At 58.9% G+C, this 20,083-nt stretch carries 22 protein-coding genes; 15 read left to right on the top strand and 7 right to left on the bottom strand.

Features of this window, described 5'->3' with window-relative positions:
* Nucleotides 1-888 (bottom strand): LysR family transcriptional regulator, encoded by an 888-nt coding sequence (locus tag FA91_RS15295; RefSeq protein WP_034916992.1) that lies wholly within the window; start codon nt 886-888, stop codon nt 1-3.
* Nucleotides 889-985: 97 nt separating this feature from the next.
* On the opposite strand from FA91_RS15295, the gene FA91_RS15290 reads away from it, so the two are divergent.
* Nucleotides 986-1,726 carry an SDR family oxidoreductase gene (locus tag FA91_RS15290; protein ID WP_034916989.1) on the top strand — a complete coding sequence of 247 codons (741 nt, stop codon included), beginning with the start codon at nt 986-988 and terminating at the stop codon, nt 1,724-1,726.
* A 56-nt stretch (nt 1,727-1,782) separates the two neighbouring features.
* The gene (locus FA91_RS15285) at nt 1,783-1,995 is read left to right on the top strand and encodes a 4-oxalocrotonate tautomerase family protein (protein ID WP_034916987.1); all 213 of its coding nucleotides are present in this window, start codon (nt 1,783-1,785) and stop codon (nt 1,993-1,995) included.
* Between the two features lie 37 nt (nt 1,996-2,032).
* Here the strand turns inward: FA91_RS15285 and FA91_RS15280 are convergent, their stop codons facing one another.
* Nucleotides 2,033-3,742, bottom strand: coding sequence for an FHIPEP family type III secretion protein (locus tag FA91_RS15280; RefSeq protein ID WP_231566811.1), 1,710 nt, complete (start codon nt 3,740-3,742; stop codon nt 2,033-2,035).
* Here FA91_RS15280 and FA91_RS15275 point away from each other — a divergent pair.
* Nucleotides 3,705-4,454, top strand: a complete 750-nt coding sequence (locus tag FA91_RS15275) for an OmpA family protein (protein ID WP_051937450.1) — start codon at nt 3,705-3,707, stop codon at nt 4,452-4,454. The genes FA91_RS15280 and FA91_RS15275 overlap by 38 nt on opposite strands.
* A 256-nt stretch (nt 4,455-4,710) precedes the next feature.
* Nucleotides 4,711-5,298, top strand: a complete 588-nt coding sequence (locus tag FA91_RS15270) for a cupin domain-containing protein (RefSeq protein WP_034916982.1) — start codon at nt 4,711-4,713, stop codon at nt 5,296-5,298.
* Here FA91_RS15270 and FA91_RS15265 read toward each other — a convergent pair.
* The 3 genes from FA91_RS15265 to FA91_RS15255 all read right to left on the bottom strand — a co-directional run bounded on the left by FA91_RS15265 (nt 5,295) and on the right by FA91_RS15255 (nt 8,381).
* The gene (locus FA91_RS15265; protein WP_034916980.1) at nt 5,295-6,509 is read right to left on the bottom strand and encodes a serine hydrolase domain-containing protein; all 1,215 of its coding nucleotides are present in this window, start codon (nt 6,507-6,509) and stop codon (nt 5,295-5,297) included. The genes FA91_RS15270 and FA91_RS15265 overlap by 4 nt on opposite strands.
* 185 nt (nt 6,510-6,694) lie before the next feature.
* Complete coding sequence (locus FA91_RS15260; protein ID WP_082212597.1) at nt 6,695-7,246, bottom strand: PhnD/SsuA/transferrin family substrate-binding protein; 552 nt, start codon at nt 7,244-7,246, stop codon at nt 6,695-6,697.
* Nucleotides 7,167-8,381, bottom strand: a complete 1,215-nt coding sequence (locus FA91_RS15255) for a fatty acid desaturase (protein ID WP_072032311.1) — start codon at nt 8,379-8,381, stop codon at nt 7,167-7,169. The genes FA91_RS15260 and FA91_RS15255 overlap by 80 nt, the downstream gene beginning before the upstream one ends.
* A 279-nt stretch (nt 8,382-8,660) precedes the next feature.
* Here FA91_RS15255 and mdcA point away from each other — a divergent pair, with 279 nt between their 5' ends.
* From mdcA to mdcH, 8 genes are all read left to right on the top strand, one after another.
* Entirely contained in the window at nt 8,661-10,316 is a 1,656-nt protein-coding gene (gene mdcA, locus FA91_RS15245) for a malonate decarboxylase subunit alpha (protein WP_034916977.1), read from the top strand.
* Nucleotides 10,316-11,167, top strand: a complete 852-nt coding sequence (locus FA91_RS15240) for a triphosphoribosyl-dephospho-CoA synthase (protein ID WP_034916975.1) — start codon at nt 10,316-10,318, stop codon at nt 11,165-11,167. Before mdcA ends, FA91_RS15240 begins: the two co-directional genes overlap by 1 nt.
* Nucleotides 11,168-11,176: 9 nt before the next feature.
* Nucleotides 11,177-11,479: a malonate decarboxylase acyl carrier protein gene (mdcC, locus tag FA91_RS15235; protein ID WP_034916973.1), complete on the top strand. Its 303-nt coding sequence runs from the start codon at nt 11,177-11,179 to the stop codon at nt 11,477-11,479.
* Nucleotides 11,469-12,302, top strand: a complete 834-nt coding sequence (locus FA91_RS15230; protein WP_034916971.1) for a biotin-independent malonate decarboxylase subunit beta — start codon at nt 11,469-11,471, stop codon at nt 12,300-12,302. The genes mdcC and FA91_RS15230 overlap by 11 nt, the downstream gene beginning before the upstream one ends.
* Entirely contained in the window at nt 12,302-13,102 is an 801-nt protein-coding gene (gene mdcE / locus FA91_RS15225; RefSeq protein WP_034916970.1) for a biotin-independent malonate decarboxylase subunit gamma, read from the top strand. The genes FA91_RS15230 and mdcE overlap by 1 nt, the downstream gene beginning before the upstream one ends.
* A 129-nt stretch (nt 13,103-13,231) precedes the next feature.
* Complete coding sequence (locus FA91_RS15220) at nt 13,232-14,191, top strand: AEC family transporter (RefSeq protein ID WP_034916968.1); 960 nt, start codon at nt 13,232-13,234, stop codon at nt 14,189-14,191.
* 1 nt (nt 14,192) lies between these two features.
* Complete coding sequence (locus FA91_RS15215) at nt 14,193-14,810, top strand: malonate decarboxylase holo-ACP synthase (RefSeq protein WP_034916967.1); 618 nt, start codon at nt 14,193-14,195, stop codon at nt 14,808-14,810.
* Nucleotides 14,807-15,712 carry a malonate decarboxylase subunit epsilon gene (mdcH, locus tag FA91_RS15210; protein ID WP_034916965.1) on the top strand — a complete coding sequence of 302 codons (906 nt, stop codon included), beginning with the start codon at nt 14,807-14,809 and terminating at the stop codon, nt 15,710-15,712. Before FA91_RS15215 ends, mdcH begins: the two co-directional genes overlap by 4 nt.
* Here the strand turns inward: mdcH and FA91_RS15205 are convergent.
* A complete protein-coding gene (locus tag FA91_RS15205; RefSeq protein WP_034916963.1) occupies nt 15,687-16,625 on the bottom strand; it encodes a LysR family transcriptional regulator in 939 nt (312 codons plus the stop codon). The genes mdcH and FA91_RS15205 overlap by 26 nt on opposite strands.
* 188 nt (nt 16,626-16,813) lie before the next feature.
* Here FA91_RS15205 and FA91_RS15200 point away from each other — a divergent pair, with 188 nt between their 5' ends.
* The 3 genes from FA91_RS15200 (at nt 16,814) to FA91_RS15190 (ending at nt 19,136) form a co-directional block, all read left to right on the top strand.
* Nucleotides 16,814-18,085, top strand: a complete 1,272-nt coding sequence (locus tag FA91_RS15200; RefSeq protein ID WP_034916962.1) for a phosphatase PAP2 family protein — start codon at nt 16,814-16,816, stop codon at nt 18,083-18,085.
* 96 nt (nt 18,086-18,181) lie between these two features.
* Nucleotides 18,182-18,622 carry an SRPBCC family protein gene (locus FA91_RS15195; RefSeq protein WP_034916960.1) on the top strand — a complete coding sequence of 147 codons (441 nt, stop codon included), beginning with the start codon at nt 18,182-18,184 and terminating at the stop codon, nt 18,620-18,622.
* A gap of 13 nt (nt 18,623-18,635) precedes the next feature.
* Nucleotides 18,636-19,136, top strand: coding sequence for a GNAT family N-acetyltransferase (locus FA91_RS15190; RefSeq protein WP_034916959.1), 501 nt, complete (start codon nt 18,636-18,638; stop codon nt 19,134-19,136).
* 200 nt (nt 19,137-19,336) lie between these two features.
* Here FA91_RS15190 and ftnA read toward each other — a convergent pair whose 3' ends face one another.
* Entirely contained in the window at nt 19,337-19,840 is a 504-nt protein-coding gene (gene ftnA, locus FA91_RS15185; RefSeq protein WP_034916958.1) for a non-heme ferritin, read from the bottom strand.
* Nucleotides 19,841-20,083: the final 243 nt, after the last annotated feature.

The following is a 20,083-nucleotide window of genomic DNA, read 5'->3' as shown; positions in this document are numbered from 1 at the left end:
TCACACCGGCCACGGCACCTCTTTCAGCCAGTCGAGAAAAACCGCCAGGCGGCGAGACATCTGCTGTTTATGCGGAAAAACCACGTTGATCGGCATCGGTGGCGACAGCGTGTCAGCAAATACCTCCACCAGACTGCCGCTGGCCAGTTCGTTACTGAAACGATAACGCGGCGCCTGGATAAGGCCAAACCCCTGGCGGGCGAGGTCGGCGCAGGTATCCGAACTGTCTGCCGCCACCGACGCGGGGATTGGCCGCGTCTCCACTTTCCCGTCGCGCACAAACTCCAGCGGCATAACTCTGCCCGTCCGGGAAGAGATAAAACCGACCATCACGTGCCCGTCCAGATCGTCGATGCTGGCGGGTATGCCATGTGCGTCAAAATAGGCGCGGCTGGCGCAGGTGACTTCATGCAGCTCGCCCAGTTTGCGGTAAAACAGGCTGCTGTCGCTTAACTCGCCGACGCGAATCGCACAATCGAAACCTTCACGCACCAGATCAACCAGCCGATCGGTCTGGCCGAACTGTATTGTCAGCTCTGGGTTGCGCTTCAGAAAAGCAGGCAACTGCGGGATCAGAAAGTTGCGCGTCAGGATGCCGGGCGCCTCAATGCGCAGATGTCCGCGCGCCGTCTCTTCGCGAAATGCGCCCCAGGCTTCATCCAGTTCGGCCAGCACGGCGCTGGCGCGCTGGTAGAACGCTTCTCCCTCCGGCGTGGGCGAAACGTGCCGCGTGGTACGACTCAGTAGTCTGACCGACAGCGCCTTCTCCAGTTGCTGAATGGTCGCGGTGGCGGTTGAACGCCCAATCCGCAGTTCCTGCGCCGCCCGTATAAAACTGCCGCTTTCCACAATGCGGACAAACAGCGTCATCTGGCTGATGCGATCCATCGGATTGTTCTCTCCGGGTGAATTATGATGTCGAAGTATAGGGCATTGTTATCCGGCGGGGATCATATAGGCTTCTTATTAACCAATGGAGGTCACTATGAACACAGCACAACATAAAGTCGCAATCGTTACCGGCGCGTCGCGGGGCATCGGCGCGGAACTGGCAAAAAACCTGGCGGAAGCGGGCATCAGGGTAGTGGTCAACTATGCCCATAGCCCGGAAAAAGCGGAAGACGTCGTCCGGGAGATTAACGCGCGGGGCGGCAGTGCGATAGCCCTCAAGGCCAGCCTCGCTGAGCCAGCGGGCGCCCGCGTGCTGTTTGACGTCGCGGAAAAGGCGTTTGGTCGTGTCGATATTCTCATTAATAACGCCGGCAGCATGGCGCTTTCTCCGCTGGCGGAGATGACCGACGAGGCCTTTGAGCAGATGCTGGCCCTGAACCTCAGCGGATCGTTTCGCACCATGCGCGAGGCGGCCGTCCGGCTGAACGACGGCGGACGCATCATCAACTTCTCCTCAAGCGTGGTGGGCCTTTATCAGCCCGGCTATGCCGCTTACGCCGCCACCAAGGCTGGCGTGGAAGCCATGACAAAAATTCTGGCGAAAGAGCTGGGTCCGCGCGCCATCACCGTCAATGCGGTAGCGCCGGGGCCGGTCGCCACCGAGCTGTTTCTGGAAGGCAAAAGCGACGCGCTCATCGACAAAATCAAAGGAATGAACCCATTCGGCAGGTTGGGCGAGGCAAATGACATCGCCCGCATCGTTCGCTTCCTGGCGAGCGAAGAGAGCGGATGGATTAACGGTCAAATTATTCGTGCTAACGGCGGCGTGGTGTAACGGCCAGTCCTGCTTACGCTACCACGGTCACTCTCTGTAAACTGAAGGAAACCACTATGCCATTCGTTAATATCAAAACGCCTGAAGCCGCGCTGAGCGTGGCGCAGAAAGAAGAGATCGGCCACCGGGTGACCGAACTGCTGGTTGAATATTTCAGCGAGGCGGCGCGTGCTCATACCATGGTGCTGATCGAAGAAGTGAAGGATGGCGGCTACTATCGCGCGGATCGGCCGTTTACGATTCCACAGGACTATCGGGCAAAAGGATAATATGCTTTGTGAGCGGGGCCGAATGCCCCGCAACCTGTCAGTTGACGTTCCCGACAATCCGCAAGTCCACATCGTCCGGCACCTCGTTATAAGAAAGCACGTGCAGCCCGGCAGCGAACAGCCGCGCGTAGCGGGCAATCAGCGGTCGTAGCTGTGGCGTCACCAGCAGTACGGTGGTCAGGTTTTGTGCTTTCAACTGCTCCAGCACCACCGGCAGCGTTGACTGAAGCTGAGTCAGAATATTGGGGTCGACCGGAAAGCTGTCCAGGCTCACCTTGCCCGCCTGCTGCGCCTGATTCAGCGAACCGAGCAACAGATTCTCCAGCGCGTTATCCAGCGTCCAGGCCGAGAGCGGCCTGTTGTCCGGTGCGATAGCCGCCACCATTGCCCGACGCAGCGCGTAGCGCACGTCTGAAGCCAGCAGGATCGGATCTTTGGTGATGGGCGCGCTCTCCACCAGCGTGGTGGCAATAGTGATAACGTCCTTCAGTGAAACCTGATCGTTGAGCAACAGGCGAAAAACCTTTAGCTGAAGGCTGTAGTTGAGCGCATTTTGCAGATCGTCCGCCAGCCGCGGCGCAATCTCGGCAAGGCGCTGGTGAAGGTGGGTAATGTCATCATAATTGAACAATTCCGGCAGATGTTCGCGGGCGATCTTATTAAGGTGCGTGGCGATAACGCTGGCGCAGTCCACCACCTGATAACCCAGGTTCAGCGCCCTGGGCTTGGTTTCCGGCGTAATCCAGGTAATCGCCAGGCCATAGGCCGGATCGTTATCCAGAATGCCGTCCACTTCGCCATACTGCTCGGCGGTGGGGATGGCCATCAGGCGTTCGGCATGCACTTCGCCAATGGCGGTGCGCACGCCGTTCACCTTAATCGCATACTGCGTGGGCTTGAGGCGGAAATCTTCCCGAATCGAAACTTCAGGCAGCAGAATGCCGCTGGTTTCCGAAACGACCTGGCGCACGCCGCGCACGCGTTGCGTCAGCGGATTGCCTTTCGATTTATCCACCAGCGTCACCAGCTTGTAGCCAAGGTTCAGCCCCAGCGGCTCAATCAGCGGAATGCTCTGCCAGCTGACGGCGACGTCATTATCCTCAAGCACGTTGCTGATGGCCTGCATCTCTTGCGCGTTCTGCTGCGGTTTTGCCGCGTTCTGATGTTGACGCCAGGCGGTAAACAGCAGCAGGGCGGTAAAGACCAGAAAGACCACGTGCGGCATACCCGGCACGATTGCCAACACAAACATCACAAAGGCAGCGGTGCAGAGCGTGGCCGGTTTCGCCAGAAGCTGGGTTTTGATGTCGTCAGAGATGCCAACGCTGTCATCATCGCTGATGCGCGTGACGATAATGGCGGCGGCCGTCGCCAGCAACAGCGACGGGATCTGCGCCACCAGACCGTCGCCGATGGAGAGCAGCACATACTGTTCGAAAGCCTGTCCGGCGTCCAGGTTGTATCTGAAGATACCAATCAGGATACCGCCGACGATGTTGATCGCCAGGATCATGATCCCGGCGATGGCGTCGCCGCGCACGAACTTCGACGCGCCGTCCATCGCACCGTAGAAATCCGCTTCGTTCGCCACGTCTTTACGACGCGTTCTCGCCTGCTCCTGATTGATCAGTCCGGCATTAAGATCGGCGTCAATCGCCATCTGCTTGCCGGGTAGCGCATCCAGCGTAAAGCGCGCGGAGACTTCAGAAATACGTTCAGCCCCTTTCGTCACCACCACAAAGTTAATTGTCAGTTCAGTGACGCAGGATGAGCGTAAAGAGATTGTGGCGCACCTTAACGGCGAATCCATTTTCAGTGAATCACGGTTTGCGCCCATCACTAACGCGGGTGGAAAAGGTGCGGCGATGATCGGCGATGCGGCGAAGCCGGAACCCGAGAAGTTGGAGGAGGTGATTTCCCGATCCGATCGCGAACTGGAGACGCTGAGCAATACCATTAATGACATCACCGCGGCCAACCACGCGCAGGGCAACCTGTCGCTGGAAAAAGTGCCGCAGGGTCTGCGCATTCTGCTTAAGGACGACAGCAACCGCATGATGTTTACGCGCGGCAGCGTCACCATGACGCCTTTCTTTCAGCGCCTGCTCTCGGAACTGGCGCCGGTGTTTAACCGGCTCGATAACCAGATCATGATCACCGGTCATACCGATGCCGCGCACTACCGCGATGCTAAAAACTACAACAACTGGAATCTTTCCGGTGACCGCGCGCTGGCGGCAAGGCGCGTACTGGAGAAAGGGGGAATTCAGCAGGATCGCATCATGCAGGTTAACGCGATGGCCGATCGCATGCTACTGGACCCCAACGACCCTTACGCTGCCAGCAACCGGCGCATCGAAATCATGGTGCTCACCAAAGCTGCCGCCGATACGCTTTATCAATTTTATGGTCCGCATGGCGTCAACGTCGTTAAGCCGATAGCCGACCGTTTACAGTAACCTGTCAGTGCCATTGAGTGTTTTATTGCTCAGCCGGTGGCGTTTTGCCACCGGTTTTTTCTTTTCCTGCCCGCACGCCGTTTTGGTGTTACCTCTCTGTTACGCTTCCCATGCAATTGTTTTCAGTGACGCAAGATGATTTGAGTTAAGTATTTAAAATTAATAACTTAACTGCTCACGCGCGCACATATTTAGTTTTATGTCATGCTAAAATGACACAAGAAATTAACCTACGCCTGTCAACAGGAGATGTCGTATGTTGCTGCCATCAGGAAGTCTGCTTGCCATGATGTCTTTTGCTGCCGGGACGTTTTCCGCTGGCGCATCGGGCAACCCACAGTTTATGACGCTACAGCGCACCGCTGGCGTGCCGAATAACCCGCTGCCGCTGATTATCTATCCGCAGGTGGTGCCGGACGATGTGGAGGATATCGCCAGCTGGTTTGAAGATCTCTTCGCCCGCCATCTTTGGCTGCCGCGCTGGCGCTATCCTGTCTATCCCTATACGCACTACCATCCCAACACCCATGAGCTGCTGGGTATCAGCGCGGGCTCGGCACAGATTCTCTTTGGCGGTGAAACCGGGCGGGCGGTGACGGTGCACACGGGCGATGCGGTGCTGATCCCGGCGGGCGTTGGCCATCAGCAACTGGCGGCCAGCGATGACTTCTTTGCAGTAGGAGCCTACCCGCGTGGGATGCAGCCTGAAACATGCCGCGACGAGCCGTCGCTGATGACGCAGTCACTTGAGGCCATCGACCGCGTGCCGATGCCGCAGCATGATCCGATCACGGGCGGAGAGGGCGCGGTGACGGAGATCTGGCATCCGCTGGTGCATCGTTAGCGGGTGGCAGGCGGCGTCGTGCTTTCACAGCGATGCTCTGACGCCGCCGCCAGCCTCAGCAGCATCCGGTGACCGACAGCGTTATCCCAGTTGAAACTGTTTTGCAGCACCACAATCGCTGTTTTGTGCTTCACATCCATGCCGATATAGCTGGCATAGCCGCCGATAAACCCGGACTGATAAACGATTTTCTGCCCGTTAACCTCATTGACTAACCACGCCAGCCCGGCTGAGTCGCGTTCAGGCGCACGAAAGCGTGGAATGATTGCCCCGGCAAAGGCGCGGTCAAGATCGTTACGTCCGCTGCCGTTCAGGTGTGCATCCAGATAGCGCAACAGATCGCTGGCGCTTGACCATAGCGAAGCGGCGCCCACCATATAACCCGAAAACTGCCAGTCCGGCACCGTTTCGCCGCGACGAACGAACGTGGGCTGATCGCCCGCATGGCCTCTGGCTCGCAACATATAACCCGGCAGGGCCGAAGGCTGATAGCCGGTGTGGTGCATGCCAAGGGGCGCAATGATCCGCTGCGTGGCGATCTGCTGCGGTGAGGCCTGCGCGCCTGTGGCAATGGCGTAATCAAGGATTGAGTAGCCGAGATTGGAATAAACCACGCGGCGTGGCGTCGGGCGTTGGAAGTCACGGAGGTAGTCACGAAAGTCGCCGCGATCCAGCTCGTCGTAAAAAGGGGCGCCGGTAAACAGATAAGTCGTCAGACCGCGCAGCATATGCAGGCTGGTTATCTGACGCGGCAGGCCCGCGGTGTGGGTCGCCAGTTGCTCCAGCGTTATCTGTCTGGCATCGGCGCTCAGCGCCTGTGGATTATCGGCCAGCTCGCCGAGCGTGGTGTTCCAGCGTAGTTTCCCCTCATCCACCAGCAGCGCCGCGCTCTCGGCGGTAAACCCTTTGGTAATGGAACCAACAGCAAAGAGCGTATCGCCGGTAACGGGAATACGCCGATCGCTGTCCGTAAAGCCATAGCTGAAGATTTGCCGCTGGCCGTCGGCCTGAAGCAGCGCGACCACCATGCCCGGCGTGCGGCCACGGTCGACCAGCGGTTGCGCCAGCGCGTCGATCTGTTGTCCGATCGGGATATGGCAGCTCGCCAGCAGGCTGGCCTGCGGCGTAATATCAACGCTGTTGCGGGAGAGCGACGCGCAGCCGCCTGCCAGCAGGCAAATGGGGAGCAGCAGTGAAGTCAGTTTGTTCATACAAAAGGCTGTGTTGATGAGTTGGACTGCCGCATTCTTTTAACGTCATCAACAGGCTACCGGCGTGATGTTATGCTGCGGGTTTCGCTTAATGCCAACAATTAAAATAGGCGATAAAAGTTATTAAAAATAACAGGTTATGTTACGAAGGTAGTGTAGCCTGGACACGCTTTAACCGCAAGGCGTCAGGGAAGCACCACGCGCCATGCCTCGCGCGGCAAAACGGAAAAATCCTTAATCAACAGCGCTGCCAGCAGCGTTTTATTCTGCGGCGCGCTGACCACGTCTCGTAAGCCGCTGCGCAGCGCCGCCAGGGTCGTGGGCGGCGTATCGGCCGAGGTGATCAGCGGCAGACCCGGCACGCTGGCGGTCTGGCCGATGATCTTCAGCCCGCGCGTCTCCTGTGGAAAATGCATGCCGATCAGCGCCCAACTTACGCAGTCGATGGCGGCAACGTCCGCCCGGTTCTCGCGCAGCAGCGCCAGCGAACGGCGGTGGCTGCCGGACATTTCTGTGGCGGCGAAAAAACCCGGCCCGTCGGTCAGTTTCATCAGCGCACGGTAACCGGACTGCGAGTCCTCACTGTTACAGGCGAGTCGACGCTGGCGAAAAGCCGCCAGCGAATCGCCGCTTTCCGTCTCGCGCGCCACAATCCAGCTACGATAGTGCGCGCCGTCGCAGCCCGGCGCGTCGTAATGAAAAGCGCCCACCACCTGCACCGTCGGCAGCGCGGTCATCAGCGGATAGCCGCAGGTCTGGCTCAGTAGCAGATCGCGCTGCCGCCAGTGCGGCAGCAGGGGATCGGGCCAGCTCAGGCTGGCGGGCAGCATGTGTCCGGGCATGGCGGTCTTCAACGCCTGCCACAGCGATTCCACCTGCTGCGGCTTGAAGGGATACATCGGCAGTGAAGCAATCATTGGCGCGCCTGTCGGAAGAGGAAAAAGGGTGAACGTTAACGGCAACCGGCGACAACAGATGCGCCTCAAACCAGGCGCTGTAACCGTTCACCACAAAGTTTTCGCTGCGCTGGCGGTAAGCCTCCCTGTCCGCCAGCCAGACGCGGCGCAGTTCATACCACGGCAGACCGGGCAGATCGTGATGCACCAAATGATAGTTCAGATTGAGAAAAAGCAGGCGCCACAGCGGCCCCGCCTCGTTCAGCACCGAGCGCGCAGCGGGATTTTCTTCCGCGCGATGTTCGTAAAAGGAGCGGATTTTGGTCAAGCCCAGCGCCGGGTAGCTCACCGCGGCAAGATACCAGAACGTGGCAATGCCGTGCAGATCCAGCCACCAGAACACGCCCGCCAGCATTAACAGATGCCCGATCCACATGCGCAGTTCGGCCCCGTCGCCTGCTGCTATTTTATGCAGCCCGTTTTTCAGCGTGCCGACGATATCGATGAGCGGCCCCAACGCCACGCGTCCGGCCAGCGTATTCCTTACGGCGGCAAGCAGGGGAAAAAGGCGCGGCCAGCGCCGCCACTGTTCCTGACTGTAGTAGTAGGTTTCGGGATCGAAGCCGGGCAGGGTGAGCTCTTCATCGCGATGGTGTTGAAGATGCGAATCACGATAAAGCCGCCAGGGAAACCATACCGCCAGCGGCAGCAGGCCAAAAAGCTGATTAAACCCATCCCGACGCGTGGGATGACCGTGGATCAGCTCGTGCTGAAGCGACATATACCAGGTGGTGAGGAGGATCAGCAGCGGCGTCGCCAGCAGCGGGCCCAGCGTTTGCCAGCAGGCCGTGACGCTAAACCAGCCGCCGTAAACGCAGAAAATAATGCCCCAGGTGGGCAACTCGCTGCGTCCCAGCCAGCCTGCTGCGCGCTGTTTAATTGCCATCCGCTGCTGTTGATGAAGGTAATAGGCCATTGCGACACTCCTGTAACCAGAGCATGCAGTATGCCGCGCTGTTCAAAGCGCCTGAAATAGCAAAAGCAGATGAGGTCATGCGTTTTATGGCAATAGCCGCAGCCGCTTTTTGTGAGCCATTTAAAGTAAGTGCCCGTTTAAACAACTGTTATAAGACAGTTATTACTATTCATTACTTTCAGGCTAATGATTACACGACGGGCTTAATTGATGAATCGATTCGACAGGCACACACTCTAAGCCAGTTACTAATCCCGTGTAAGATCTACTGGAGGTGATATGTTGCCTGGACAAACGTCCGCTCGCGCCTGGGATACACGCCGTACCGAAAAAAAACGGCGTATTGAGGCACTTGGCGTCAGCGGCAAAGTGCTGCCAACCGATGATCTGGTTGGCATGCTGCAAAAACTGATCGCGCCCGGCGATCGCGTGGTACTTGAAGGAAACAACCAAAAACAGGCTGATTTCCTTTCTCGCTCACTGGCTGAGGTGAACCCTGCCATTGTCCACGATCTGCATATGATTATGCCGAGCGTGGGACGCAGTGAACACCTTGATATATTCGAAAAGGGCATTGCCCGTAAACTCGATTTCTCATTTTCCGGCCCGCAGAGCCTGCGCATCTCTCAATTACTGGAAGATGGACAGCTCGAAATCGGCGCCATTCATACCTACATCGAACTCTATTCTCGTCTCTACGTTGACCTTGCGCCAAACGTGGCGCTGATTGCTGGTTACAAGGCCGACCGTAAAGGCAATCTCTACACCGGCCCAAGCACCGAAGACACGCCTGCGCTGGTTGAAGCCGCCGCTTTTCATGACGGCATCGTGATCGCGCAGGTGAATGAACTGGTGGATGACGAGTGCGATCTGCCGCGCGTTGATATCCCCGGTTCGTGGATCGATTTCGTGGTGGTGGCGGACAAGCCGTTCTTTATCGAGCCGCTGTTTACCCGCGATCCGCGCCTGATCAAGCAGGAACACATCCTGATGGCGATGCTGGCGATCAAAGGCATCTACGCAGAACATCAGGTGCAGTCGCTCAATCATGGCATCGGTTTTAATACCGCCGCCATTGAACTGTTGCTGCCGACATACGGTGAAAGCCTCGGCCTGAAGGGCAAAATCTGTAAGCACTGGACCCTGAACCCGCATCCGACGCTGATCCCGGCCATTGAAAGCGGCTGGGTTGACAGCGTGCACTGCTTCGGCGGCGAAATGGGCATGGAGAACTACGTGGCGGCGCGTCCGGACGTCTTCTTCACCGGCGCCGACGGTTCCATGCGTTCCAACCGCGCCTTCTGCCAGATGGCCGGACAGTACGCGGTGGATATGTTTATCGGCTCCACCCTTCAGGTTGACGGCCTGGCCAACTCCTCAACGGTCACCCGCAGCCGCCTCTCCGGCTTCGGCGGCGCGCCGAATATGGGTCACGATCCGCACGGTCGACGCCATGCAACACCGGCGTGGCTGGCGATGATCAACGAGCCGGACCCGCTGGCGCGCGGCCGCAAGCTGGTGGTGCAGATGGTGGAAACCTTCCAGGCGGGCGGCAAGCCGACCTTTGTTGAAAGCCTTGAGGCGGTGGACGTGGCGAAAGCCGCGAAAATGCCGCTGGCGCCGGTAATGATTTACGGCGATGACGTCACCCACGTGCTGACCGAAGAGGGGATTGCCTACCTCTATCGTGCAAAAACGCTGGAGGAACGTCGCGCGATGGTGGCGGCGGTAGCCGGGATCACCGATATCGGCCTCGGCGTGGACGCCAAACGCGTTGCCGATCTTCGCCGCGAAGGCAAAGTGGCCTTCCCGGAAGATCTGGGGATCAAACGTACGGAAGCCAGCCGCTCTCTGCTGGCGGCGGGCAGCGTGGCCGAACTGGTTGAATGGTCAGGCGGTCTCTATAACCCACCGGCCAAATTCCGGAGCTGGTAATGAAACAGCCCTTACTGCAACAGATTGAGCTGCCCGCAACGCAGATGGCGGAACTGGCAACCCGCTGCCTGATCGACGAAGCGCGCCTCAGCCCGAAACCGGGCCTGGTGGACAGCCGCGGCAGCGGCGCACATCAGGATCTGACGCTGGCGCTGATGGAGCGTTCGGCACACAGCCTGATGCCAACCTTCCGTGCGCTGGCGCTGCACAGCTGGCATCGTCCGGCCGACGTGGCGCTGCGTCAGGAAGTAGGGCGTCTGGGCCGCGAAGGCGAACGGCAGATGATGCAGGCGACGGGCGGCGTTAACACCCATCGCGGAGCCATCTGGGCGCTAGGGCTGCTGGTCAGCGCCTGCGCCATGCGGCAGGGCGAAACCCGCCCTGAAGCGCTGGCGGAAACCGCCGCCGCGCTGGCCGCCATCCGCGATGACGCCGCGCCGAAGCTGTTCAGTAAAGGGCTGCGCGCCACGCAACGTTACCGGGTGCCGGGCGCGCGCGAAGAGGCGCAGCAGGGTTTTCCGCACATTATCACGCTGGCGCTGCCGCAGCTTGCGCGCAGCCGCCTTGCCGGGGCTTCCGAAGCACAGGCGCAGCTCGACGCGCTGATGGCGATTATGTCGTCGCTGAGCGATACCTGCGTGCTTTCCCGCGCCGGTTCAGCCGGGCTGGCGTCAATGCAGCAGGGCGCGCGGGCGGTGCTGGAGGCCGGTGGCGTCATGCAGCCGCAGGGCCGACAGAAGCTCGCCGCGCTTGATGCGCAGATGCTCGCGCTTAATGCCTCGCCGGGTGGCGCCGCCGATCTGCTGGCCGCCACGCTGTTTTTAGATCGCCTGGTCGATCTCCCTTTTTAAGAGGACGTTATGGAACAGATCACTTTTTCCCTTCCGGCCACGCGCCAGCTCAGCGGTAAAGCGCTGTCAGGCGTGGTGGGTTCCGGCGATATGGAAGTGCTGTTTGTGGCCGACAACGGCCAACAGCTTACCGTCAACCTGACCACCTCGGTGGACAACAGCAACAAACGCTGGCAGGCGCTGTTCGACCGCCTCAGCGCGTTTGGCATCCTGCCGTCGGGTCAGATGACAATTCACGATTTTGGCGCCACGCCGGGCGTGGCGCGTATCCGCATTGAGCAGGTTTTTGAGGAGGTGAGCGATGCGCAATGAACGCAGCTTTATCGAGCTGAAGGCACGCCAGCGTGCACATCTTCTGCTGGATGAGGGCAGCTACCGCGAGCTGCTGGATCCGTTCGAGGGCATCATGTCGCCCTGGCTTGGGCCGCAGGGCATTGTCACCCAGGCCGACGACGGCATGGTGGTAGCAAAAGGCACTATCAACGGCCAGTCCGCCGTGGTGGTGGCCATTGAAGGCGCCTTCCAGGGCGGCAGCATGGGCGAAGTGTCCGGCGCAAAAATGGCGGCCGCGCTGGAGCTGGCGGCAGAAGACAATCGCAACGGCATCCCAACCCAGGCGGTACTCTGTCTGGAAACCGGCGGCGTGCGGCTTCAGGAAGCCAACCTGGGCCTGGCGGCGATTGCCGATATTCACGCGGCAATTGTCGATCTGCGTCGCTACACGCCGGTCATCGGCATCATCGCCGGCACGGTAGGCTGCTTCGGCGGTATGTCGATTGCCGCCGCGCTCTGTAGTTATCTGATCGTCACCCGCGAAGCGCGTCTGGGGCTGAACGGCCCACAGGTTATCGAGCAGGAAGCAGGCATTGATGAATACGATTCGCGCGATCGTCCGTTTATCTGGAGCATGACCGGCGGCGAAACCCGTTTCCGCAGCGGCCTGGTGGACGCGCTGGTGGAAGACGGCGAAGAGACGGTGAAAAAAGCCATGCTCGACGCCATCGCCAAAGGCGTGCCCGCGCAACATCGCTCCGATAACTATGACTATTTCCTGCCGCGTCTGAGCCGCTTCGATACCGCGAAACAGGCCGACGCTGAGCAAATTAACCAGCTGTTTGCCAGGGGAGAAGAATAATGAGTAACGCTATCAGCCGTGGCGAGACGTGGCTTGCCCGTCTTACCGATAACGCGCCGCGCATGAGCGGGCTTTGCCCCTCCGTACAGGTGGCCGACGCCACGCTCGGCAATGAACCGGCGCGCTTTGTAGCGGTGATCCCGGATGCCAACAACCACTACCCGCGTGCGGTCAAAGGGGAAGTGGGGCTGCTTGAAGGCTGGACGCTGGCGAAGGTGGTCAGCGAGGTTATCGCCGCCGATGCGAACAACGAAACCAAACGTCCCATTGTCGCGGTGATTGACGTTGCCAGCCAGGCCTATGGTCGCCGTGAAGAAGCATTCGGCATCCACCAGGCGCTGGCGGGGGCGGCGGGCGCTTACGCCAACGCGCGGCTGGCCGGTCATCCGGTGATTGGTCTGATTGTCGGCAAAGCCATGTCCGGCGCGTTTCTGGCGCATGGCTACCAGGCAAACCGACTTATCGCCTTTAACGACAAAGGCGTGATGATCCACGCGATGGGGAAAGACGCCGCCGCGCGTATCACGCTGCGCAGCGTCGAGTCGCTGGAGAAGCTGGCGGAAACCATTCCGCCGATGGCCTACGACATCGACAACTATCGCTCGCTCGGCCTGCTTGAGGATCTGCTGGACATTGGCGACGCCGATGCGCCTTCAGACGAAGACGTCGCGACCGTACGACACACCGTTGAACAGGCCGTAGTGACGGCCCGTCGCGACCCCGGCCTCAGCAGCCGCTTACAGGCCGAAAACCGACGCAGTTCTGCGCTGGTACGCGAAAAAATGCGCACCGCCTGGTAACACCCATAAAAAGACAAACCTGCCAGGCGATCTTCTGAGCACGCTTTGCGTGCTCATGGTTCTACCCTGTAAAAAAAATACTCATCGCGCCTGTGCTTATCGATTTCTAACGTTTAACAGGTGATTTTTATGACTTACGTGATTATTCATGCCCTTGCTCCGATTTTTGTCATCATGCTGCTCGGTTTTTACGCCGGAAAAGCGAAGATGGTCGATAACCGCAATGTGGCGCTTCTCAATATCTTTGTAATGGATTTTGCCCTGCCAGCCGCGCTGTTTTCCGCGACCGTGCAGACGCCGTGGGCGGGCATTTTGCAGCAGTCGCCGCTGATTATCGTGTTAGTGCTGGCGATGTGGATTACCTACGCGGCAATCTACTTTATCTGCACAAAAGTGTTCCATAAGTCTCCGCAGGATGCGGCGGTGCTGACGCTGACCGTGGCGCTGCCTAACTACGCGGCGCTGGGACTGCCGATTCTCGGTAGCGTACTGGGTGAGAATCCGGGCACCTCGCTGTCGGTGGCAGTGTCCATCGCCTGCGGATCGGTACTGATGACGCCGTTCTGTCTGCTGATCCTTGAGCGCGAAAAAGCGCGTGCTGCGGGCGGCGTACAGAAATCAAGCCTGGCGATGCTGCCGGTGTTGATGTGGCGTTCGGTGACCAAACCGATCGTGTGGGGGCCGTTGCTGGGCGTGGTGCTCTCCGCCATTGGCATTCGCATGCCGGAAATGGTGCTGGCAACCATCAAACCGTTGGGCCTGGCCGCCACGGCGGCGGCACTGTTCCTGACCGGTTTGATCCTCTCTGCGCGTCAGCTGAAGATCAACCAGGCGGTGATTGTCGCCAGCCTGACCAAGCTGGTTATTCAGCCGCTGATCGCGTGGGGTATTGTGATGGCGCTGGGGCTGCACGGGCAGATTGCCATCACCGCGATCCTGATGATTGCGCTGTCGGCCGGTTTCTTTGGCGTGGTATTCGGTAACCGCTTTGGCGTGGAGTCGCCCGATGCCGAAGCCGTGCTGCTGATCACCTCGGTGCTGTGTATCATTACCTTACCGATCTTCATCTCGTTAACTTCAGGAATGTAGTATGCAACAGGCGTTTCACCCGCACGATCTGGTCTGGCTTACCCACGAAAGTGACCTCACCGGCGCGTTGCCCGACTGGGTGGCCGCGCAGTGGCGGCAGACGCTGCCGCTGGTGATCCGGCGCGATCGCGATGCGGCGGGACGCCTGCCGGTAGGGATTCGCGGCCTGAAGCGCGAGCAGCGCGCCGCCGCCTGGGTTGCGATCTCCGCCGTCCGGCGGCAGGTGACGCCAGAATCACTGAGCGAGGCAGGGTTTCTGCTTCGCTCGCCGTTTGTCTCGCTGCCGCCGGTACAGGCGGCGATCCAACTGGCGCAGCAGCGCTGGCCGTGGGTATGGGGCATTACCGGTAGCGTCGGCTACGCGCTGGCGACCGACATGCCGGTCATTCACGGCGCCAGCGATCTCGATCTGCTGATCCGCGGCCCCGAACCGGTAAGTCACGAGGCGCTCATGCGCTGGCAGCAGTTCAGCCAGCAGCTGCCGTGCCGCGTTGACACCCAAATTGAAACGTCGCACGGCGCCTTTGCGCTGACGGAGTGGCTGCGCGACGGGCGAGTCATGCTGAAAACAAACGACGGGCCGCGCCTGACCGCAACGCCCTGGCAGGAGATAGCATGAAAATTTTACTGACCTTTCCGGGGCAGGGGCCGCAGCGCCCCGGGATGTTGCAGGGGCTGCCTGATGGCGACGCGATCCTTTCGCAGGCCAGCGAGGTGCTGGGCGAACCGGCCGCGCAGTTAGACAGCGCCGATGCGCTGCGGCATACCCGCGCGGTGCAGCTCTGTCTGCTGATAGCCGGTACGGCGCACGCCCGCGATCTGCTGGCGCGCGGCCTGACGCCGGACATGGTTTGCGGACTGTCGATTGGCGCGTTTCCGGCGGCGGTGGCGGCCGGAGCGCTGACGTTTGACGATGCGCTGAGGCTGGTGGCGCTGCGGGGCGAACTGATGGAGCAGGCGTATCCTGAAGGCTATGGCCTGACGGCGGTAGTCGGCCTGTCACTTAACCAGTTGGAGCCACTGCTGGGCGAGGAAACCTGGATTGCCAATATCAATGCTGAACGTCAACTGGTGATTGCGGGCAGCGAAGCGGCAATGCAGGCGGTGGCGCAAAAGGCGCTGGACGCCGGCGCGGAGAAAGCCCATCGGCTCAGGGTGAGCGTGCCGTCGCACTGCGTGCTGCTGGCCGAACCGGCAAAAAAACTGGCCGCCGCTTTTGCCGACGTCACGCTGGAACGCCCGCGCTTCGCCTATATGAGCGGCAGCAGCGCGCGGGTGCTTTGGCAGCCGGCGCAGATTGCCGAAGATCTGGCGTTTAATATGTCGCGTACCGTTCGCTGGCACGAGGCGATGGTCGCCGCCAACGAGCGCGAGGTGCAGCTGGCGATTGAGATGCCGCCGGGCGCGGTACTGACCGGCCTGACGCGCCAGGCATTTACCGCCGGCGAGGTGCTGTCGCTTGAGCAGGGCGGCACCACGCTTGCCCTGACGCTGGCTAAACGACTGCGTCACGCCCGTTGAGGCGCTGAAGACTGTACATGCGCCCCTCGGCGGCCAGCGCCAGCAGGTTAGGATCGTGCTCGCGGTTACGCTCAAAAATAATCGCCAGCGTCTGCCGCATCTGATACAGCGCCTCCAGTTCCAGCAGCTGTACGCTGTTTTCATACACGCGCTTCATGCGGCCGGGGATCAGCGTCATGCCGACGCCCGCCTGCACCAGACTCAGCATGGAGAAGATATCGTTGACCCGCATGACGATATCTGGCTCGAAGCCCGCCAGATGAAACGCTTCCTGAAAACCGTGATAGGTGGCGAACCCCTCCGCCAGCGACACGAATTTGTGGTGACGGAAATCGCGCAGATCGGCTTTATGGCGCGTGTCCAGCACTTCGCTGGTCGGCGCCGCGAGAAAAATATCGTCCTCAAACAGCGGCAGTACCTCAAAGCGATGGCGATCGATAACGCTGTCGTTTAGTGAGATAAGAATGGCGTCCAGGACGCCGGACTTCAGTTTGCCGAGCAGCGCCTCGTTGGAATCCATCGTTAAATCGAACTCAACGCTGGGGCGTCGCACTTTCATACCCATAATCAGCTGCGGCACCGTATCCAGCGTCAGCGAATAGAGCGTGCCCAGCCGCACGCGCCCCAGCCCGATGCCGGCGGTTTTCAGCGTCTCTTCCACGCCGTGCGACATGATATCCATCACCTGCTGGCTGTACTGAAAAAGCGTGTGCGCCGCAGGCAGCGGCACCAGGTTGCGACCCTGAAGAATAAACAGCGGACAGCGAATTCCCTCTTCCAGCGTATGCAGCGCGCGGTGCACGCTCACGCTGCTGATCCCCAGCGCCTCGGCGGTGCGCGCTATATTTCCCCGGTGCATAAAAGCCATAAAAATATCAAGCTTGCGGAAAGTAATATCTAAATCAATTTTCATTATTGTGTCCGACAACAGATGCTCGTGGATGAATTCTAGCCTAAGGTGGCGCGCGCTGTCATAAGCATGCTGCCGGGCCAGACTTCGCGATTGCCACGCCATGAAAGAAAAATATGCCCGCGTTCATCTGTTTGACACATCGGTCTTTTAGCCTGCCAGGCGATTATTCTCTCTTTTAAGGAACGGCAATGCGCATCCGCAAATCACTGTTGATTATGTCCCTGATCTGTAGCCCGATGAGCCAGGCTGAAAACCAGGCGATGACGCCTCAACGTCTTCACACAATGATCGACAACACCACGCCTGCCAGTAACAATGCCGACCTTGTCGCAATGGAAGAAACCGTGCGGCAATCATTGGTGAATGCGCTGAAAGGCGAGGCGCCGACGCTCACGCGCGCGCAGTTAAAAGAGGTTAAACAAAACGCTACGCTGGCCGACAGCGCCTGGCTGAAAGCAAGCGGCTATGACTTTGCCAAACGCGCGAACCAACAGGCGGGTATTATGCTGCTGAGCGGTTTTTCTGCGCTGCCGCAGGCCACGCTTGACGCCAGTCTGAAAACGGTTGAAGCGGTTAACCTGAACGCGTCTGAAGGCCAACGTCGTCAGGCGATCGTGGACGCGGAAGGTCAGGATCATCTCTTCTTTCTGGCCGATGCATTAGGGCCAAAACTGGGACGCGCTTTCATTGCTGCGTATCAACGCGGAGAAATCAATAAAGCGGCGGCGCTGATCAAGGCCAGCGAAGTGAGCACCAGCGCGGCAAAAAAACAGTTTAACTATCCGCGACCGTTTTTAGTGCCAGGCAATACGCTTCATTTTGTGCCTGACGCATCGATAGTGAAAGACAATCAGCCCTATCGCGCCACCGAAGGCGCCTTTCCCAGCGGCCATACGAATACCGGTTACACCGATGCGCTGCTACTGGGCGAAATGCTGCCGGAGCGTTTTGTGCCGCTGATGGATCGCGCCGCCCGCTACGGCTATTCGCGTATGGTGCTGGGCGTGCACTATCCGCTCGATCTGATCGGTTCGCGAATGGTGGCGCAGCGTAACGTGGCACACTATCTGAATGATGTGAAATATCACGCGCTTTTCGACGAGGCGAAACAGCAGTTGCGCAGCGCACTGGAAAAAGCCTGCGGAACGTCGCTCGCTGCCTGCGCAGGCCCGGCAGGCGATGCCGACCCCTACGCTTCACCGCAGATGGATCGATTTTATCGTTATACGATGACATACCACCTGCCGCACGCCGCTGTGAACGCCTCACCGGTTATCGTTCCTGAGGGGGCGGAAGTGCTGCTGGAAGGCCCGCTGCCGCAACTCTCTGCGGCGAAGCGTCGCCAGTTGATGGTCGCTACCGCGCTGGAAGGCGGCTATCCGCTGTCGGGAACAACGTCTGAACAAAACTTCTGGCAACGGGTGAATTTGCCGGCGGCGGTAAACGCTGCGCGCCGGTAGCGCGATTGCGCGGCAGGGCTCTAAATGTGAATGCGAAGTAAAAAAAGCGCGGTTACCATGCTAAGGTCTTTTATTCCCAAAAAAAGGAGCCTCCCCGTGTCTCATACCGCTTATGCCAGCCGTATTATCGCCGCCACACCTGCGCAGATTTGGCCGTTTCTTTCTGATTTCAACGGATTACCACGCATTCACCCTGGTATCTCACACAGTGAGCTGGAGCAGGGCGTTACCGAAACGGCCGTGGGCGCAGTCCGTAAACTGACCCTGCCTGACGGGTTCGTGCGCGAGCGTTTGCTCAAACTGGATGTTTCCGGCTGGGAGCTGCACTATGCGATCATCGAGGGTGTGATGCCGGTGACCGACTATGTTGCAGTGGTAAAACTCAGCCCGAAAGACGATGGCACCACGCTGGCCGAATGGTGGGCCGATTTTGACGTGCCGGACGGCGTGGACAAAGCCGACGTGGCGCAGGAGGTCAGTGAAGGCGTATTTGCGACCTGTTTGCAAAATGTCGCTTTGCTTGTTGGCGGGGCCTGAATCAGGAGAGCATATGTCTGGTCATAACGTTACCCTCCAGCGCTATCAGCCTGCTTACCAGCAAGGCGTTATCGCGCTGATCCTGCCGATCCAGAATCAGGAGTTCGGCATTGCTATCACCGCAGAGCAGCAGCCCGATCTGAGCGACATCGCAGGTTTTTACCAGCAGGGACAGGGTGGTTTCTGGCTGGCGGTGGTGGACGATCGGGTGGTGGGCTGCATCGGCCTGAAGGACATTGGCAACCAGCAGGCGGCGCTGCGCAAAATGTTTGTGGCACAGGCCTGGCGCGGCAGGCAGTACGGCGTGGCCAGCGCGCTACTGACCACGCTGCTTGCCCATGCCCGTCAGCAGCAGGTAAAGGAGATCTTCCTCGGCACAACCGATAAATTTCTTGCCGCGCACCGCTTTTACGAAAAAAACGCCTTCAGCGAAGTCACTCGCGAGGCGCTTCCTGCCGCCTTCCCGTTGATGTCCGTCGACAGCAAATTTTATCGCTTATCCCTTTTTTCCTGAGTCCTTTTTTGAGCAACTGGTTAACGCCAGCTGCTCAAGGTCACCGTGTTTTTCGCTAAAATCAGCGAAGAAGAGATGCAGTGCCTCGCCGGATTTGGGCTGACGCCTTTACCGCGCCCTGCACGCCCGATAAACATTGTTGTTAACTATAAAAAAAGGGCCGATGGCCCTTTTTAAACATGATTTTCAATCAGTTAAGACTACTGCGGCGCGTGATCACCCATCGTTTTCAGATCTTTATCCACCAGGAACAGGCTCTCGCCGCTGGTGCCCGCCAGCGCCAGTTTATCAAGGACAGATTTGAACAGCCTCTCTTCTTCATGCTGCTCGGCTACATACCATTGCAGGAAGTTAAAGGTTGAATAGTCCTGCGTGGTCATTGCCGCATGCGCCAGTTCGTTAATCTTTCCGGTGATCAGCTTCTCATGCTCATAGGCCTGCTCCAGCACTTCAGTCAGCGAGTTGAAGGTGACCGGCGGCGCGGCGATGCTGCCGAGCACCGGCATGGCGCCGGTATCGCTCAGGTAGTTGAACAGGCGCTGCATATGCTGCATCTCTTCGGTGGAGTGGCCGCGCAGAAAAACGGCGGCGCCCTCATAACCTTTATCAGCGCACCAGGCGCTCATCTGTAAATAGAGGTTGGCGGAAAAGAATTCCAGGTTCAACTGATCGTTCAGTTTTGAGGTCATATCAGCAGTTAACATAACGCGGCTCCATAAATGATATTTATTTTATAATAAGTAATTGAGCGCATTATGCACGGCGGATGTCGAAATAAAAACCGTTTGTTTTTATTTTTAGGATATTTGAGCAGAAATGTAACATCATGAAAGTTAACTGATAATTATTCACGCGGCGCTGTTAATTATTCCGTTTCTGGAATCATTTTGAGAACGATTATTATTAATGCGCGGTTAAAAAAAAGGCCGCTGAGTGAATCAGGCGGC

The organism is Erwinia sp. 9145 (assembly GCF_000745075.1).
GTDB classification, from domain to species: domain Bacteria; phylum Pseudomonadota; class Gammaproteobacteria; order Enterobacterales; family Enterobacteriaceae; genus Erwinia; species Erwinia oleae.
The sequence above is the reverse complement of the archived record's forward strand: the minus strand, read 5'-3'. Positions and strand labels throughout refer to the sequence as shown.